Origin of the sequence: Klebsiella sp. S69 (assembly GCF_016516145.1) — a bacterium.
GTDB lineage: Bacteria > Pseudomonadota > Gammaproteobacteria > Enterobacterales > Enterobacteriaceae > Klebsiella > Klebsiella oxytoca.
In genome coordinates, this window is the sequence record NZ_JACVUU010000015.1 from 91,101 (window position 1) to 107,770 (window position 16,670).

13 protein-coding genes are annotated in these 16,670 nt (G+C 54.7%); 8 read left to right on the forward strand and 5 right to left on the reverse strand.

Annotated features, from left to right (window positions below):
• Positions 1–408: 408 nt before the first annotated feature.
• The 6 genes from trxB to IAE27_RS15800 all read left to right on the forward strand — a co-directional run bounded on the left by trxB (position 409) and on the right by IAE27_RS15800 (position 7,187).
• Positions 409–1,377: a thioredoxin-disulfide reductase gene (gene trxB, locus IAE27_RS15775; RefSeq protein ID WP_064396682.1), complete on the forward strand. Its 969-nt coding sequence runs from the start codon at positions 409–411 to the stop codon at positions 1,375–1,377.
• 114 nt (positions 1,378–1,491) lie between these two features.
• Positions 1,492–3,258 carry a heme ABC transporter permease/ATP-binding protein CydD gene (cydD, locus tag IAE27_RS15780; RefSeq protein ID WP_108704008.1) on the forward strand — a complete coding sequence of 589 codons (1,767 nt, stop codon included), beginning with the start codon at positions 1,492–1,494 and terminating at the stop codon, positions 3,256–3,258.
• Positions 3,259–4,980 (forward strand): heme ABC transporter ATP-binding protein/permease CydC, encoded by a 1,722-nt coding sequence (gene cydC, locus IAE27_RS15785; RefSeq protein ID WP_108704009.1) that lies wholly within the window; start codon positions 3,259–3,261, stop codon positions 4,978–4,980. It begins immediately after the preceding gene.
• Positions 4,981–5,018: 38 nt separating this feature from the next.
• A complete protein-coding gene (gene aat, locus IAE27_RS15790) occupies positions 5,019–5,723 on the forward strand; it encodes a leucyl/phenylalanyl-tRNA--protein transferase (RefSeq protein ID WP_004111858.1) in 705 nt (234 codons plus the stop codon).
• 279 nt (positions 5,724–6,002) lie between these two features.
• On the forward strand, positions 6,003–6,221 hold the full coding sequence (gene infA, locus IAE27_RS15795) for a translation initiation factor IF-1 (RefSeq protein ID WP_002211347.1): 219 nt from the start codon (positions 6,003–6,005) through the stop codon (positions 6,219–6,221).
• 159 nt (positions 6,222–6,380) lie between these two features.
• Complete coding sequence (locus IAE27_RS15800; protein WP_004100630.1) at positions 6,381–7,187, forward strand: ATP-grasp domain-containing protein; 807 nt, start codon at positions 6,381–6,383, stop codon at positions 7,185–7,187.
• A gap of 215 nt (positions 7,188–7,402) precedes the next feature.
• Here the strand turns inward: IAE27_RS15800 and clpA are convergent, their stop codons facing one another.
• The gene (gene clpA, locus IAE27_RS15805) at positions 7,403–9,685 is read right to left on the reverse strand and encodes an ATP-dependent Clp protease ATP-binding subunit ClpA (protein ID WP_004100629.1); all 2,283 of its coding nucleotides are present in this window, start codon (positions 9,683–9,685) and stop codon (positions 7,403–7,405) included.
• A gap of 30 nt (positions 9,686–9,715) precedes the next feature.
• The gene (clpS, locus tag IAE27_RS15810) at positions 9,716–10,033 is read right to left on the reverse strand and encodes an ATP-dependent Clp protease adapter ClpS (RefSeq protein ID WP_004100628.1); all 318 of its coding nucleotides are present in this window, start codon (positions 10,031–10,033) and stop codon (positions 9,716–9,718) included.
• Between the two features lie 324 nt (positions 10,034–10,357).
• Between clpS and cspD the strand changes: the two genes are divergently transcribed.
• The gene (gene cspD / locus IAE27_RS15815) at positions 10,358–10,588 is read left to right on the forward strand and encodes a cold shock-like protein CspD (protein WP_004100627.1); all 231 of its coding nucleotides are present in this window, start codon (positions 10,358–10,360) and stop codon (positions 10,586–10,588) included.
• Between the two features lie 68 nt (positions 10,589–10,656).
• Here the strand turns inward: cspD and macB are convergent, their stop codons facing one another.
• From macB to IAE27_RS15830, 3 genes are all read right to left on the reverse strand, one after another.
• On the reverse strand, positions 10,657–12,603 hold the full coding sequence (gene macB / locus IAE27_RS15820) for a macrolide ABC transporter ATP-binding protein/permease MacB (RefSeq protein WP_004111855.1): 1,947 nt from the start codon (positions 12,601–12,603) through the stop codon (positions 10,657–10,659).
• A complete protein-coding gene (macA, locus tag IAE27_RS15825; RefSeq protein WP_004100624.1) occupies positions 12,600–13,715 on the reverse strand; it encodes a macrolide transporter subunit MacA in 1,116 nt (371 codons plus the stop codon). Before macA ends, macB begins: the two co-directional genes overlap by 4 nt.
• Positions 13,716–13,889: 174 nt before the next feature.
• Entirely contained in the window at positions 13,890–15,548 is a 1,659-nt protein-coding gene (locus tag IAE27_RS15830; RefSeq protein WP_024273968.1) for an ATP-dependent endonuclease, read from the reverse strand.
• 381 nt (positions 15,549–15,929) lie between these two features.
• Here IAE27_RS15830 and aqpZ point away from each other — a divergent pair, with 381 nt between their 5' ends.
• Positions 15,930–16,625, forward strand: coding sequence for an aquaporin Z (aqpZ, locus tag IAE27_RS15835; protein WP_004100621.1), 696 nt, complete (start codon positions 15,930–15,932; stop codon positions 16,623–16,625).
• Positions 16,626–16,670: the final 45 nt, after the last annotated feature.

Genomic DNA, 16,670 nt, shown 5'->3' on the forward strand with positions numbered 1-16,670 from the left:
CCTGACGGCAGTCACCGACATCACGCATGGCGTCTGTCCACACCATGCGTAGATTTCGCTAACCCGGATAAAAATGGCATTTGCGTGCATTAAAATTCGCCACACGCTAAACACTGCTTTTCTTCTTCCATGAATGTTTTCGCAAAAGCACAGGGGATTGTCAAAGCAAAACATCGATTTTTAGTACAAGATGCCAGATATTCATTATCCTCCCCCGTTGATTCTCATGTTTTCCTCTTATAATTGTCCCCCTGACAGTAGAATTAGTTATATTCTTCGTTCGTTAAATCGCCAATTAATCAGCAGCTTCTATTACACATATCGTTAACAAAACTGCCACGCTCTTTTTTTACGTCCACAAATTCCCTACAATCCAGCGCATGTATGCTAATAAATTACGAGGATCTCATGGGCACGGCCAAACACAGTAAACTGCTTATTCTTGGTTCTGGACCTGCGGGATATACCGCTGCGGTCTACGCAGCGCGCGCAAATCTGCAGCCGGTACTGATTACCGGAATGGAAAAAGGCGGTCAGCTGACCACCACCACTGAAGTGGAAAACTGGCCAGGCGATCCTAACGATCTGACCGGACCGCTGCTGATGGAGCGCATGCACGAACATGCCACCAAGTTTGAGACCGAAATTATTTTCGATCATATCAACAGCGTCGATCTACAAAACCGTCCGTTCCGCCTGACTGGCGACAGCGGTGAATACACCTGTGACGCCCTGATTATCGCCACCGGCGCATCAGCGCGTTATCTGGGGCTTCCATCAGAAGAGGCATTTAAAGGCCGCGGCGTTTCTGCCTGCGCCACCTGCGACGGTTTCTTCTATCGTAACCAGAAAGTCGCCGTCATCGGCGGCGGCAATACGGCTGTTGAAGAGGCGCTGTATCTCTCCAACATCGCTTCCGAAGTCCATCTGATCCACCGTCGTGACGGCTTCCGCGCGGAAAAAATCCTCATCAAACGCCTGATGGATAAAGTGGAAAACGGCAACATCGTGCTGCATACCAACCGCACCCTCGAAGAAGTAACCGGCGATCAGATGGGCGTGAGCGGCCTGCGCTTGCGCGATACGCAGAATGCTGACAATGTTGAATCCCTGGAGGTTGCCGGGCTGTTCGTTGCTATCGGGCATAGCCCGAACACGGCGATTTTTGCCGGTCAACTGGAGCTGGAAAACGGCTACATTAAAGTTCAGTCCGGCATCCACGGCAACGCCACCCAGACCAGCATTCCTGGCGTCTTCGCTGCGGGTGACGTGATGGACCATATCTATCGTCAGGCGATTACCTCTGCCGGAACAGGCTGTATGGCTGCGCTGGATGCAGAGCGTTATCTGGATGGTTTAGCCGACGCTTGCAAATAATCTTTACAAGTCAGTAACAAAGGTAAAGAAGGCGACGAAAAGTCGCCTTTATTTTTGCCCCGTTGTAACATTGCCGTGCCCAAAAAACTCATAACTACACCTGCTAAGCGCGCAATGAATAAAACCCGTCAACAAGAGTTAACCCGTTGGTTAAAAGATCAAAGCATTATCTCCCGTCGCTGGTTGATGATTTCCCGTCTCCTGGGCGTCATTAGCGGCCTGCTCATCGTTGCTCAGGCCTGGTTCCTGGCGCGGATCCTTCATCGCATGATTATGGAAAATATTCCCGCCACGGCGCTGCTGCTGCCTTTTGTGTTACTGGTGCTGGTCTTTGTGCTGCGCGCCTGGGTTGTCTGGCTGCGTGAAAGAGTGGGTTTTCAGGCGGGCCAGCATATCCGCGTTGAGATTCGCCGCCAGGTTCTGGATCGCTTACAGCAGGCGGGGCCTGCCTGGATACAGGGGAAACCCGCAGGCAGCTGGGCCACGCTGATCCTTGAGCAGATCGACGATATGCATGACTACTATGCTCGCTATTTACCGCAGATGACGCTGGCGGCCAGCATTCCCTTACTGATCGTCATCACTATTTTCCCCATCAACTGGGCCGCAGCGCTGATTCTGTTGGGCACAGCGCCGCTTATTCCTCTGTTTATGGCGCTGGTTGGCATGGGAGCGGCCGATGCCAACCGACGTAACTTTCTCGCTCTGGCGCGGTTAAGCGGCCATTTTCTCGACCGCCTGCGCGGTATGGAGACGCTGAGAATTTTTCATCGCGGTCAAGCAGAGACGGATAACATACGCGAGGCTTCTCAGGATTTCCGTCAGCGAACAATGGAAGTGCTGCGTCTGGCATTTCTCTCCTCCGGCGTGCTGGAATTTTTCACCTCGCTCTCGATTGCGCTGGTAGCCGTTTACTTTGGCTTTTCCTATCTGGGAGAGCTCAACTTTGGCCACTACGGCGCCGGAGTGACGTTGATGGCCGGTTTCCTCGCGCTGATTCTGGCCCCCGAGTTTTTCCAGCCGCTGCGCGATTTAGGCACCTTTTATCATGCAAAAGCGCAGGCTATTGGCGCCGCTGATAGCCTGAAGACCTTTATGGAAACGCCGCTGGCGCAGCCAGAACGTGGGGAAAAAGTATTAAGCGATAATGAAATGATTAGCATCGAAGCCCGCGACCTGCTGATCAAATCCCCTGAGGGTAAAGTGCTGGCCGGGCCGCTGAATTTTTCCCTACGCGCTGGCGAGCGCGTGGTGCTGGTTGGGCAAAGCGGCTCCGGCAAAAGCTCGCTACTGAATACGCTAACGGGTTTTCTTCCCTACGAGGGCTCGCTCAAGGTCAATGGCGTTGAGTTAAAGAGTCTGGATGCCGACCGCTGGCGCCATCTCCTGAGCTGGGTAGGGCAAAATCCGCAGCTGCCGGCGGCAACGCTGCGTGACAACGTCCTGCTGTCCTGCCCTGATGCCACCGAAGCACAGCTACAGCTTGCGCTGGATAAAGCGTGGGTCAGCGAGTTCCTCTCCCTTCTGCCGCAGGGTATTAACACGCCTGTCGGCGATCAGGCCGGTCGCCTGTCGGTCGGGCAGGCTCAGCGTGTCGCCGTCGCGCGGGCGCTGTTGGTACCCTGCCGCCTGCTGCTGCTGGACGAACCCGCAGCCAGCCTGGATGCCCATAGTGAGCAGCGCGTGATGCAGGCGCTGACCAATGCATCAACGCAGCAAACCACGCTAATGGTTACCCACCAGCTGGAAGGCCTTGCGAACTGGGATGCAATCTGGGTGATGCTTGATGGTCAAATTGTTGAACAAGGCAGTTATTCGCAACTGGCAACCGCAGGCGGCCCTTTTGCAACCCTGCTTGCTCATCGTCAGGAGGAGATTTAAATGCGCGCATTATGGCCTTACCTGGCGCTGTACAAACGACACAAATGGCTGCTGCTGCTCGGTATCGTGCTGGCGATCGTTACGCTGCTGGCCAGCATTGGCTTATTAACGTTATCCGGCTGGTTCCTGTCGGCATCGGCCGTTGTTGGCGTAGCGGGCATCTACAGCTTTAACTATATGTTGCCAGCCGCGGGCGTACGCGGCGCGGCGATCATTCGCACCGCTGGCCGTTATTTTGAGCGTCTGGTCAGCCATGACGCAACCTTTCGCGTCCTGCAGCATCTGCGGGTATTTACCTTCAGCAAACTGCTACCGCTCTCCCCCGCCGGGCTGGCGCGTTTTCGTCAGGGTGAACTGCTTAACCGGGTGGTTGCAGATGTCGATACCCTGGATCATCTCTATCTGCGCGTCATATCGCCGCTGGTAGGCGCGCTGGTGGTAATTCTCGTCGTCACCGTGGGGCTGAGCGTACTGGACGTTACTCTGGCTCTGACCCTGGGCGGTATTATGCTACTTACCCTGCTGGTGATGCCGCCGCTGTTCTATCGCGCCGGTAAGCCCGCCGGTGAAAGCATGACTCATTTCCGCGGGCAGTATCGCCAGCAGTTGACCTCATGGCTGCAGGGGCAGGCGGAGCTGATGCTGTTCAACGCCAGCGATCGTTACCGGCAGCAAATGGAAAAAACCGAAGCGCATTGGCTGGATGCGCAGCGTCGCCAGGCGGAACTGACGGCCCTCTCCCAGGCGCTGATGCTGCTGATTGGCGGAGTGGCGGTTATTACTATGCTGTGGCTCGCCTCAGCAGGCGTTGGCGGCGATACTCAACCGGGCGCGCTGATCGCGTTGTTTGTCTTCTGCGCGCTGGCGGCGTTTGAAGCGCTGGCGCCGGTAACCGGCGCATTTCAGCATCTGGGGCAGGTGATCGCTTCCGCAAAGCGTATCACGCAAATTACCGAACAAGAGCCGGAAGTCGCCTTCACTCAGGGCGAAAGCCAAAAGCTGGATCGCGTTTCGTTGAGCTTAAATCAGGTTACCTTCAGCTATCCGCAGCAGCCCTCCCCTGCGCTGGATAAAATATCATTGCAGATCGAGGCCGGTCAGCATATCGCCATCCTGGGACGAACAGGCTGCGGTAAATCGACGCTGTTACAGCTGCTGACCCGTGCCTGGGATCCTGCGGAGGGAGAGATATTACTCAATGATCAGCCGCTGACGCAGCTTAACGAAGCGACGTTGCGCCAGGCGATGAGCGTCGTGCCACAGCGCGTACATCTGTTCAGCGCGACCCTGCGCGACAACCTGCTGCTGGCTTCCCCGGGGGCCAGCGATGCCCGGCTTGCAGAAACGCTTGAACGCGTCGGTTTAGCCAGGTTGCTGGAAGATAGCGGCCTGAATAGCTGGCTGGGAGAAGGTGGTCGTCAGCTTTCCGGCGGCGAGCTGCGCAGGCTGGCTATCGCTCGCGCCCTGCTTCACGATGCGCCGCTGATGCTGCTGGACGAACCTACTGAAGGCCTTGATGCGACGACCGAAAGCCAAATACTTGATTTACTTGCTGAAGTTATGCGTGAAAAAACCGTGCTGATGGTAACTCATCGTCTGCGCGGGCTGGCGCGGTTTAATCAGATAATAGTCATGGACAACGGAAAGATTATTGAGCAAGGTAGTCACGCAGAATTGCTGGCTGAACAGGGGCGTTACTACCAGTTTAAGCAGCGTCTGTAGGCTACTATTGAATCATTGCCTGATGCGTTGAGGTAAAAATGCGGCTGGTTCAGCTCTCTCATCATTCCATCGCCTTCCCCTCCCCGGAAGGCGCTTTGCGCGAACCTAATGGTCTGTTAGCGCTGGGCGGCGATCTTAGCCCGGCGCGGTTACTGATGGCCTATCAGCGCGGTATTTTTCCATGGTTTTCGCCCGGTGACCCAATTCTCTGGTGGTCCCCCGACCCGCGAGCGGTACTGTGGCCGGAGAAATTCCATCTCAGCCGCAGTATGAAGCGTTTTCATCAGCGCTCCCCGTATCGCGTAACGTTGAATCACGCCTTCGGTCAGGTTATTGAAGGCTGCGCCGATCATCGTGATGAAGGAACATGGATAACGCAGGGTATTGTTCAGGCATACCATCAGCTACATGAGCTGGGGCACGCTCATTCTGTTGAAGTGTGGCAGGGAGAGGAATTAGTGGGTGGCATGTACGGTGTTGCACAGGGGGCGCTGTTTTGCGGAGAATCAATGTTCAGCCGAGCCGAAAATGCCTCCAAAACCGCACTGCTGGTCTTTAGCCAGGCGTTTATGCACGATGGTGGAAAATTAATCGATTGCCAGGTGCTAAACAAGCATACGGCTTCGTTGGGCGCAGTGGAAATTCCTCGCCGCGATTATCTCGACTATCTCTCCGTACTGCGGACGTATCGCCTGCCGGAGCGGTTCTGGGTGCCAAGGGTGCTATTTGCAGGAGAAGCATAAATGTTTTCAGCACATTTTTTGTCGGGATGTTATAATTGCGCGGTAGAGTAGCTTCTGCCCGTTGCCCCGCCGCCGTTTGGGAATAATAAGAGTCAGATAACGCCCATCGTTCTGTCACTCCCCCTTTACGTTTGCGCCTGTCGCCCGGTTTATCCGCGTGAATTACGGGCAATGCGCCAAAACTACTTCGGCGATTTGACGTAAAACTTTACATACTTGCTGAACTTCGGCATTATCTTGCCGGTTCAAAACTACGGTAGTGATACCCCAGAGGACTAGATGGCCAAAGAAGACAATATTGAAATGCAGGGCACCGTACTTGATACGCTGCCTAACACTATGTTCCGCGTAGAACTGGAAAACGGTCACGTGGTAACTGCGCATATTTCCGGTAAAATGCGTAAAAACTACATCCGCATTCTGACGGGCGACAAAGTGACTGTTGAGCTGACCCCGTACGACCTGAGCAAAGGCCGCATTGTCTTCCGTAGTCGCTGATCGTTTTCGCGCTTAACGCGCCAGATGCTGAAGGCCGGGATAATTCCCGGTCTTTTCATTTCTTTTATTCTCACGCCGTTTCCCTCTTCGGCTTTGACGGCCCTGTCTCTGCGCCCGTAAAATAATAGCTGGATTGTCCTGGCGAGAAAGGATACCCAAATGAGCGCCCTGCAAATTATCTATCCCAACGATATGCTTCATCCGTCACAACCTGACGAGATGTTTTTAGCTGAGTACACTTATGCCTGCCAAAGCAGTATTACCTGCCTGTTACTCTCATCAGAGGCTGCGGCGCTGGGCGACTACCGCTTTTCATCCAGTTTTTCAGCCAATATGCCGGTACTGTGGCGCGGATGGATGCTGCACCCGGATGAGTACGAAAGTTTATCCCGAGCGGTGGAAAAGCGAGGCGCTCGCTTATTAACGTCATGCCAGCAATATCTTCAATGCCACCATTTGCCGGGCTGGTATGAAAGTTGTCGGGATCTCACGCCAGAAACCATCGTGACTAGCGAAGATGCTGACTTTGCTGCCCTCACTAAGGAATATGGTTGGCCTGCTTATTTTGTGAAGGACTATGTAAAGTCGCTCACAACCTCCCGCGGCTCAATCGCTCGCAATGCGCAAGAAATTGATGAAATCATCACATTGCTTAAACAGTTTCGCGGTGAAATTGAAGGAGGAGTTTGCCTGAGACGCGTGGAGAAATTTGATACATCCAGCGAAAGGCGATTCTTTGTTCTCGATGGCAAAGTTCATGCCGCAAACGGCGATATTCCTGCCAGGGTTAGCGAAATCGCCGCACGTATAAACAGCCCTTTTTACTCTATAGATGTTATCAATGATGAAGCTGGTGCTTTGAGGCTCGTCGAGATGGGTGACGGCCAGGTATCGGATATCAAAGAGTGGTCCGTTGAGCGTTTTGTGAAAATGCTGAGTGACTATGCGGTAAGTCAGGAAATTTAAGGATGGAATGCTGCCTTTATGGCAGTGAACTGGGCAAACCGCACCCCATCATATTGTTATTATTGAAATTAAATAATAAACCTCCTCTGCCATATTTTTTTTAACCGGTTTTTTTTATTTAAAATCAACATGTTAAAAAAACGAATAAAAGGATTCAGAAGAGAGGCATAAAAAAACCGGCCCTGAGGCCGGTTTTGACGTTTCACGCAAGCGACTTAATGTGCCGCTTCCGGTTTGTGCTTTTGCGCACTCTGGAAGGCATAGGTCAGCGCGTTTTTCTCTTTGTCCAGCTCAACGATCACCTGACCGCCGTCAACCAGTGAGCCAAACAGCAGCTCGTTAGCCAGCGGTTTTTTCAGGTTGTCCTGAATCACCCTCGCCATCGGACGCGCGCCCATGGCCCGGTCGTAGCCTTTCTCGGCCAGCCAATCGCGGGCTTCCTGGCTTACTTCCAAAGAGACGCCTTTCTGATCCAGCTGGACCTGCAGCTCAACGATAAACTTATCCACCACCTGGTGGATAACCGTCGTGGACAGGTGATCGAACCAGATAATGTTGTCGAGGCGGTTACGGAACTCCGGCGTAAAGATCTTTTTGATCTCATCCATCGCATCCGGACTGTTGTCCTGATGGATAAGGCCAATCGATTTACGCTCGGTTTCACGCACGCCGGCGTTGGTGGTCATCACCAGCACCACGTTGCGGAAATCCGCTTTGCGGCCGTTGTTATCGGTCAGCGTACCGTTATCCATTACCTGCAACAGCAGGTTAAAGACGTCCGGATGCGCTTTTTCAATTTCATCGAGCAGCAGTACCGCATGCGGATGCTTAATAACCGCATCGGTCAGCAGCCCGCCCTGATCGAAACCGACGTATCCCGGAGGCGCACCAATTAAGCGGCTGACGGTATGACGTTCCATATATTCGGACATATCAAAACGCAGCAGCTCAATACCCAGCGACTTCGCCAGCTGTACAGTAACCTCAGTTTTACCCACCCCGGTAGGCCCGGCAAACAGGAAAGAGCCGACAGGTTTGTGCTCATGGCCAAGCCCGGCGCGCGCCATCTTGATCGCTTCGGTTAAGGCCTCAATCGCTTTATCCTGGCCAAAGACCAGCATTTTCAGGCGATCGCCAAGGTTTTTCAGCGTATCGCGGTCGCTGCGGGAAACGCTCTTCTCAGGAATACGCGCAATTCGCGCCACCACGGACTCAATATCCGCCACGTTGACCGTTTTCTTACGTTTGCTCACCGGCATCAAGCGCGCGCGCGCGCCGGCTTCGTCAATCACGTCAATCGCCTTATCCGGCAGATGACGATCGTTAATGTATTTCACCGCCAGTTCCACCGCCGCACGTACCGCTTTCGCGGTGTAACGCACGTCGTGGTGCGCTTCATACTTCGGCTTCAGACCGTTAATAATCTGCACTGTCTCTTCCACGGAAGGTTCGGTGATATCAATTTTCTGGAAACGACGCGCCAGCGCGCGATCTTTTTCAAAGATGTTGCTGAACTCCTGGTAGGTCGTCGAACCGATAACCCGGATTTTACCGCTGGAAAGCAGCGGCTTAATCAGGTTAGCAGCATCGACCTGCCCGCCGGAAGCCGCGCCCGCACCAATGATGGTGTGGATTTCATCAATGAACAGAATACTGTTGGTATCCTGCTCCAGCTGCTTAAGCAGCGCTTTAAAGCGTTTTTCAAAATCGCCGCGGTATTTAGTGCCTGCCAGCAGCGAGCCAATATCCAGTGAATAGATAGTGCAGTCGGCCATCACTTCAGGTACGTCGCCCTGCACGATACGCCAGGCGAGACCTTCGGCAATTGCGGTCTTACCGACGCCGGATTCCCCCACCAGCAGCGGGTTGTTCTTGCGACGGCGGCACAGAACCTGAATAGCACGTTCCAGCTCTTTCTCGCGGCCGATCAGCGGATCGATACCGCCTACGCGGGCAAGCTGGTTGAGGTTGGTGGTGAAGTTTTCCATACGATCCTCCCCGCCTGCTTGCTCTTCACTGCTGCCAGGCTGGCTTCCGCTGTTATCGGAAGACTGGCTCGGCTCGTCTTTGCGCGTACCGTGAGAGATGAAGTTCACCACATCAAGTCGGCTGACTTCATGTTTACGCAGCAGGTATGCCGCCTGAGACTCCTGTTCGCTGAAAATCGCGACCAGAACGTTGGCGCCGGTCACTTCGCTGCGACCGGATGACTGGACGTGGAAAACAGCACGTTGCAGCACGCGCTGGAAGCTCAGCGTCGGCTGAGTGTCGCGCTCTTCTTCCGTTGCAGGCAGTACGGGTGTGGTCTGTTCGATGAAGGCTTCAAGTTCCTGACGCAGCGCGACCAGGTCCACTGAACACGCTTCAAGCGCTTCGCGGGCCGAAGGGTTGCTAAGCAGCGCCAGCAACAAGTGCTCGACGGTCATGAACTCATGACGGTGCTCGCGCGCTCTGGCGAAAGCCATGTTTAAACTGAGTTCCAGTTCTTGATTGAGCATAGGCACCTCCCCCAAGTTTATTGCCTGCATTCAGGCTTTTTCTAGCGTACACAACAACGGATGTTCGTTCTCCCTCGCGTATTGGTTCACCATCGATACTTTGGTTTCCGCGACTTCAGCGGTAAACACTCCGCAAATCGCTTTACCTTGATAGTGAACCGTCAGCATCAGTTGCGTTGCACGTTCAACATCATAAGAAAAGAATTTTTGTAACACGTCAATAACAAACTCCATTGGAGTGTAGTCATCATTGACTAATATCACTTTATACATAGATGGCGGTTTTAGCGCATCTTTAACTTCGTCCTCGATTAGCTGATCGAAGTCCAACCAGTCTCTCTTACTCATCGTCAGTGTTCATCATCGGTTGCTGTTGCCAACAGGCGGTGGCCTGTCGATGACCAGAGGCTATGCACATCACAAATCTACAATAGATCATAGATAATTATCATCTATTACTTCCATCCGCGATGTCTGTCACATTCCCCGGCAATAGCGTTAACTGCTTCAAATTTTGACGCATTTTTCACCGTCCCCGGTCGTCAATCGCTTGACGCATTTCCTGATTTCTCTAAATTGTAGTGGCGAGAGTTGGCGAGCAAATGAACAACTCGTCACTCCACTACCGGTTCATTCCATCTTACTTATAAGATTTACGAAGGATGTCGAAGTATGGAAATGGGTACTGTTAAGTGGTTCAACAATGCCAAAGGGTTCGGTTTTATCTGCCCTGAGGGCGGCGGCGAAGACATTTTCGCCCATTACTCGACCATCCAGATGGATGGTTACAGAACGCTAAAAGCCGGACAAGCGGTTCGGTTTGATGTTCACCAGGGGCCAAAAGGTAATCACGCCAGCGTGATCGTCCCTGTTGAAGCGGAAGAAACAGAAACAGCCGCATAACTCTTTTGCTTCATTGTGTACATCCTGCCAGTAAAATGCCAGTCCTTCTGACTGGCATTTTTTTATCGCTACTCCCGTGCCAGGGCGTCGACCGGGTCCAGACGAGCCGCATTGCGCGCCGGGAGCCAGCCAAACAACACTCCGGTCAGCGTCGAGCATAAAAATGCGGTCAGCAGCGCCAGCGGCGAAAAGCCGATTTCCCAGCCGGGCAAAAACAGCTGCAGCACGAAGGCAATCAGCAACGAAAGCGTCACGCCCAGCGCCCCGCCGACCAGGCAAACCAGCACCGCCTCAATCAAAAACTGCTGCAGTACGTCGCTGGCCCGCGCCCCGACAGCCATACGGATACCGATCTCTCGCGTGCGTTCGGTAACGGAGACCAGCATAATATTCATCACGCCAATCCCGCCAACCACCAGCGCAATCACCGCCACCAGGGTCAGAAACAGCTGTAGTGTATGTGTGGTCCGTTCCGCCGTTTTCAAGATGCTGTCCATATTCCAGGTGAAAACATCTTTCTTACCGTGGCGCAGTTCCAGGAGACGTAACAGCTGCTGCTCGGCAAGCGCGCTGTCGTAACCTTCATTGACCCGGACGGTGATGGAGTTCAGCCACGACTGCCCCATAACCCGGCCGGCCATCGTGGTATAGGGTAACCAGACGCGCAGAATTTTGCTGCTGCCAAACATCGACTGTTTTTCATCGGCAACGCCGATGACCGTCGCGGGCATGTTGCCGACAAGAATCACTTCGCCAACGACCCGCGCTTTGTGCGGAAACAGCTGTCGACGCGCGTTGCTATCGAGCACCACCACCTGCGCGCGGCTATTTAGCTGGAGTTCGTTGAAGGTGTTACCTTCGCTAAAAGTCATACCGTAAACGTTAAAGTACTGCGCCCCCACGCCCTCAGCGCTAGCGGCAACGTCGATATTATCCGCCCGCAGACGCAGGCTTTTGGAGACCGCAGGGGTCGCCGAGCTGACCCAGGGCTGTTTCTGAATAGCAAGCAGATCGTCGTACTTCAGCGACTGCTGATAGCGGGGATCGTCATCGCCGAAATCCTTACCGGGATAAACATCAATGGTATTGGTGCCTATGGCGCGGATATCGGCCAGCACCATTTGCTTCGCGGCATCGCCCACCACCACAATCGACACCACCGATGCAATGCCGATAATTATCCCGAGCATCGTCAGCAGCGTGCGCATTTTATTCGCCGCCATGGCGCGCCAGGCCATGACCAGCGCCTCGCGAAAACCGCTACTGAACTGACGCCATGCCGACGGTTCGGCCGCCGTGCGCTGGCGCAGCGCGCCGCCTTGCGCGGAGCTCAACGCGGGCGGGTTACGCACGATCTCACCGTCGTGTATCTCAATGACCCGCTCAGCCTGAGCCGCCACCTGCGGGTCATGGGTGACGATAATGACCGTATGTCCCTGCGCTTTCAGCTGGTGAAGGATCCCCATGACCTCTTCGCCGGAGCGGCTGTCCAGCGCACCGGTAGGCTCATCCGCCAGAATCACTTCCCCGCCGTTCATCAGGGCGCGGGCAATACTCACCCGCTGCTGTTGGCCGCCGGAGAGCTGTGAAGGTTGATATTCTGCCCGGTCGCCAAGCCCCAGTCGTACCAGCAGCTCATGGGCGCGGGCCAGCCGCGCTTTGCGCTCCGCTCCGGCATAGACCGCCGGCACTTCCACGTTCTGCGCCGCGGTGAGATGCGATAGCAGATGATAGCGCTGAAAAATAAAACCGAAATGTTCCCGCCGCAGGCGCGCCAGCTCATCGCCGTTGAGACGCGCCACATCGGTTCCGGCAACCCGATAGGTGCCGCTGGTGGGTTTATCCAGACAGCCGAGAATATTCATCAGCGTGGATTTCCCTGAGCCGGAAGCCCCGACAATAGCCACCATCTCGCCGGCGGCAATGCTCAACGTAATACCTTTCAGCACCTCAACGTTGCCATCGCCGGAGGGGTAGCTGCGGCGAATATCACGCAGTTCAAGTAACGCCGTCATTTCGCTGCTCCGGCCGCACCTTCGCCGATAATGACTTCATCCCCCTCTTCCAGCCCTTTCACCACCGCCACATCGGTGTCATTCCGCGCACCGATAACGATTTCACGCTCTTTAACTTCACCGGTACGTAGCAGACGCACGTGATAGCGGTTATCGCCGATGGCCTCCCCCAGCGCGCTCAGCGGGATGGTGATGACGTTTTTGACTTCCGAAAGCTGAATATGCACCTGGGCGGTCATCTCCAGGCGCAGGATGCCCTGCGGGTTCGGTACCTCAAAGCGGGCGTAGTAGAAGATGGCGTCGTTAACCTTTTCAGGCGTCGGTAGAATATCCTTCAGCGTCCCTTCATAGCGCGTCAGCGGATCGCCCAACACCGTAAACCAGGCCTTTTGCCCCGGCTTGAGATGGATGACGTCCGCTTCCGAAACCTGCGCCTTCACCAGCATGGTGCTGAGATCGGCCAGGGTCAAAATATTCGGCGCCTGCTGGGCGGCAATCACCGTCTGCCCCTGCAGGGTGGTGATTTGCGTCACTTCCCCGGACATCGGCGCCAGAATTTTGGTGTAGTCGAGGTTAGTTTTAGCCGTATCCAGGGTGGCCTGATTGCGTTTGACCTGCGCTTCAATCGTGCCGATTTGCGCCTCTTTCACCGCCAGGTCGGTCGCGGCGGTGTCCAGGTCCTGCCGGGAGACCAGCTGACGCTGCGCCAGCTGCTGCTGGCGAGCTAAAGTCGCCGCAGAGAGTTTACGCTCCGCGCGCGCCTGGTTGAGCTGCGCCCGCAGCTCCATCAGCGTCGCTTCAACTTCCTTAATCTGGTTTTCCGCCTGCTCCGGGTCAATAACCCCCAGCAGCTGGTCTTTTTTCACTTTGTCGCCAATCTCGACGCGCAGCGTTTTGAGCTGTCCGCTCACCTGCGCCCCGACATCCACTTTTTTTAACGCATCCAGCTTACCGGTCGCCAGCACGCTCTGCTGCAGATCCCCTTTACGCACCACCAGCGTCTGATATTGCGGCAGCGGCGCATTCAGTATTCGCCATCCCCAGACGGCGAGGGCCAGCACGACAATCGCCAGCAGCCACCAAATTTTCCTGCGCTTTCCATTTAATTTCATAACCATTCCTGATGTTTTAATCCGCAGAACCGGCGTCAATTCTATCTAAATGCGGTAACAGAATAACGTTCATTTTTAGCTGCGCTTAATTTTTGTTTAACTGAGGTTGAGTGATGTGCAGATGCAGACGCGCCGGAATCGCTCCCGGCACGAAGAGATAAACGTTGGTCGCCGCTAATCCGCCCGCCCGCGCGCCAGCCATAGCACGCGAGAAAACATTTTTTTCAACAGCGTCGGAATGGCGTCAACGCCGCGACGTCCGGCCTCCATCGCCACTTCAATCGCCAGGTCTGGCTTAGACGAGCGATGAATCGCTTTGGTGATCACCCGCCGCATATTCATAGGAATATTCATCGGCAGCTGCGCGACCCGATGATAAACATCATCGAATCCCTGACGATACATAAAATGTTCCATATCCATCGCCGGTAGCGCGGTGAGATGGTCTCGCTCCAGCATTTTATCGTCATTCAACAAACTGCGAACGGTGGCGGCGTATTTCTTCCCGGCTTCATCGCCATCCACCAGCACGTGCCACTCAATGCCCATTCGCCGGGCGAACTTAATCAGCGGTTTTAAACCCGACTGGGCAAACTCGATCACCTTCACCCCTTCCGCATCAAAGTGATGGCCGCACTGGCGGGCCAGTTCGTTGATAACCCAGGTTTCCGTCTCGCCTTCCACCAGCAGCCAGCAGCGGGCAAACAGCGATGAAGCGCGGTTAAAACGAATATGAAATGCGATGCGTCGACTGTCTTCTGCATTCATTCCACCAGGCCCCAGCCGCCAGGCCGACACCCGTGACGATTCACGCACCAGTCGGCACACATGCTCGACGGGCGTTAGCGACAGCAGCTCGCCGGAGTTCGTCGTCGTCACCCGCTGCAGCGGCAGCAAATTGAGCAAATGCCAGGCCACGGATAGCATAATGGGGTGCAGTCGGGTTTCCGGATCCTCAATTAACAGCAGCGGCCGCGCATCGCGATCGAGTCTGACGGTCCCTTTCGCCTGCAACAACGTGGAAAAGAGCCCCAATAAAATCACCCGATGGCTACGGCCGCCGGGTTTGTCGATCATACGGTTGATGATGTCCAGATAGCGCCAGCTGCGCTGTTCATCATGTGAATGGCGGCGCATCAGGCGGTGACGAGATTGCGCGCTGCTCTGCTCGGCAAAATAGTGCTCCAACAGCTGCACCATGGCCGACAGCCCCTGTCTGATTTGCCCGTCGGTTAAATTTTGCGGATGGTGCACCAGCTCGCGGGAGAGAAAATCGAGCTGGCGGGCGGTAATTTCGATCTGCGGCGAATGCGGCACGGTACCGTTGTGGATCCGCCGCATAAAACGGGCATCGCGCAGGCGCAGCACCGGCATCAGCCGCACCAGGTGACGGGCGAGCTCATCAATATTTTCAACCTCCAGCGCTTCCCCTTCGCCGTTAATAAAGCTGCGCAGAGTCATCACGCTATCATCATCGGCAAGCTCCCCCTCCAGGCGGTAGAACACTCGCTGATAGCCATCGTCGCAGGGTACCCAGCAATTGCTGAGCGGCCGATAGCGGCGGACCCGATGGCGGCCCGGTTCATTTTCACGGAAGGTCAGAATAATATGCAGATGACGCTCACGCCCCTGAACATCCCCGGGCGGAAACCAAAAATCTTCCCGAACAAAATGATAGAGATCGAACTCCGGCGACAGGAGCAGCGTCAGGGCATCCAGCAGGCTGGATTTACCCCATGCATTTTCGCCAATCAGCACGTTATTTTGCTCCAGCATCAACGATAACCGGTTGATGCCGCGAAAGCCTACTATTTCGACGCGCTCAAGATGCATATCCCCTCCGCTCGGTGGCTACTTTCTCCTTCAGTTATCAGCAGTATAGCGAGGTGGGGATGAACATGACACACCCGCTACTCCGCGCTGCAGGATAAATCTTAAGCGTATGTATCCGCACGGTGACTATTCAGCTTGCAAAATACTTAACGGGTTGCCAGTTTTTTAATTTGTTCTGTTCTACACTTCAACTCGGTAGACATTACTGAAGGAATCACATCACCTTGCCCTAAATCAAGTTACCTCGATTTATATTGCTAGTGCGACGATGTTGAACGTCCATAAAATAGCGGCGCTTTATTTTTATCGTCGTTATTTATATCGATAAATAAAGACCGGCGCGGTTTTCCGCGCTCGTAACATTATTTTATTGAGGTGGTTATGTTTAGAAAATTAGCAGCAGAATGCTTTGGTACATTCTGGCTGGTGTTTGGTGGTTGCGGCAGCGCCGTTCTGGCGGCAGCCTTCCCGGAATTAGGTATTGGTTTTGCCGGCGTCGCGTTAGCCTTCGGCTTAACGGTATTAACCATGGCGTTTGCCGTCGGTCATATTTCCGGCGGCCACTTTAACCCGGCAGTCACTTTAGGCCTGTGGGCTGGCGGTCGTTTCCCGGCTAAAGAGGTGATTGGCTATATTATCGCCCAGGTTGTCGGTGGTATTATTGCCGCCGCTATTCTGTATATCGTCGCCAGCGGTAAAGCGGGCTTTGACGCCGCCGCCAGCGGGTTCGCGTCGAACGGTTACGGCGAACACTCACCGGGCGGTTTCTCCATGCTCTCCGCAATTGTGATTGAGATTGTCCTGACCTGCGGCTTCCTGTTGGTCATCCACGGTGCCACCGATAAAAACGCTCCGGCGGGCTTCGCCCCTATCGCCATTGGCCTGGCGCTGACCCTTATTCACCTGATCAGCATTCCGGTCACCAACACTTCTGTCAACCCGGCTCGTAGCACCGCGGTAGCGATTTTCCAGGGCGGCTGGGCGCTGCAGCAGCTGTGGCTATTCTGGGTGATGCCGATTATCGGCGGTATTCTCGGCGGCGTGCTCTACCGTACTCTGCTGGAAAAACGCAGTTAAGCACCCTCGCTTCTCTGAAGGCCCGGTTTCCCGGGCCTTTCTTTT

What these genes read in the sequence shown, in the direction of transcription:
- macA (WP_004100624.1), bottom strand. Translation starts at nt 13,715, where the DNA reads ATGAAATTAAATGGAAAGCGCAGGAAAATTTGGTGGCTGCTGGCGATT.
- aqpZ (WP_004100621.1), top strand. Translation starts at nt 15,930, where the DNA reads ATGTTTAGAAAATTAGCAGCAGAATGCTTTGGTACATTCTGGCTGGTG.
- trxB (WP_064396682.1), top strand. Translation starts at nt 409, where the DNA reads ATGGGCACGGCCAAACACAGTAAACTGCTTATTCTTGGTTCTGGACCT.
- macB (WP_004111855.1), bottom strand. Translation starts at nt 12,603, where the DNA reads ATGACGGCGTTACTTGAACTGCGTGATATTCGCCGCAGCTACCCCTCC.
- IAE27_RS15830 (WP_024273968.1), bottom strand. Translation starts at nt 15,548, where the DNA reads ATGCATCTTGAGCGCGTCGAAATAGTAGGCTTTCGCGGCATCAACCGG.
- cydC (WP_108704009.1), top strand. Translation starts at nt 3,259, where the DNA reads ATGCGCGCATTATGGCCTTACCTGGCGCTGTACAAACGACACAAATGG.
- clpS (WP_004100628.1), bottom strand. Translation starts at nt 10,033, where the DNA reads ATGAGTAAGAGAGACTGGTTGGACTTCGATCAGCTAATCGAGGACGAA.
- aat (WP_004111858.1), top strand. Translation starts at nt 5,019, where the DNA reads ATGCGGCTGGTTCAGCTCTCTCATCATTCCATCGCCTTCCCCTCCCCG.
- infA (WP_002211347.1), top strand. Translation starts at nt 6,003, where the DNA reads ATGGCCAAAGAAGACAATATTGAAATGCAGGGCACCGTACTTGATACG.
- cydD (WP_108704008.1), top strand. Translation starts at nt 1,492, where the DNA reads ATGAATAAAACCCGTCAACAAGAGTTAACCCGTTGGTTAAAAGATCAA.
- clpA (WP_004100629.1), bottom strand. Translation starts at nt 9,685, where the DNA reads ATGCTCAATCAAGAACTGGAACTCAGTTTAAACATGGCTTTCGCCAGA.
- IAE27_RS15800 (WP_004100630.1), top strand. Translation starts at nt 6,381, where the DNA reads ATGAGCGCCCTGCAAATTATCTATCCCAACGATATGCTTCATCCGTCA.
- cspD (WP_004100627.1), top strand. Translation starts at nt 10,358, where the DNA reads ATGGAAATGGGTACTGTTAAGTGGTTCAACAATGCCAAAGGGTTCGGT.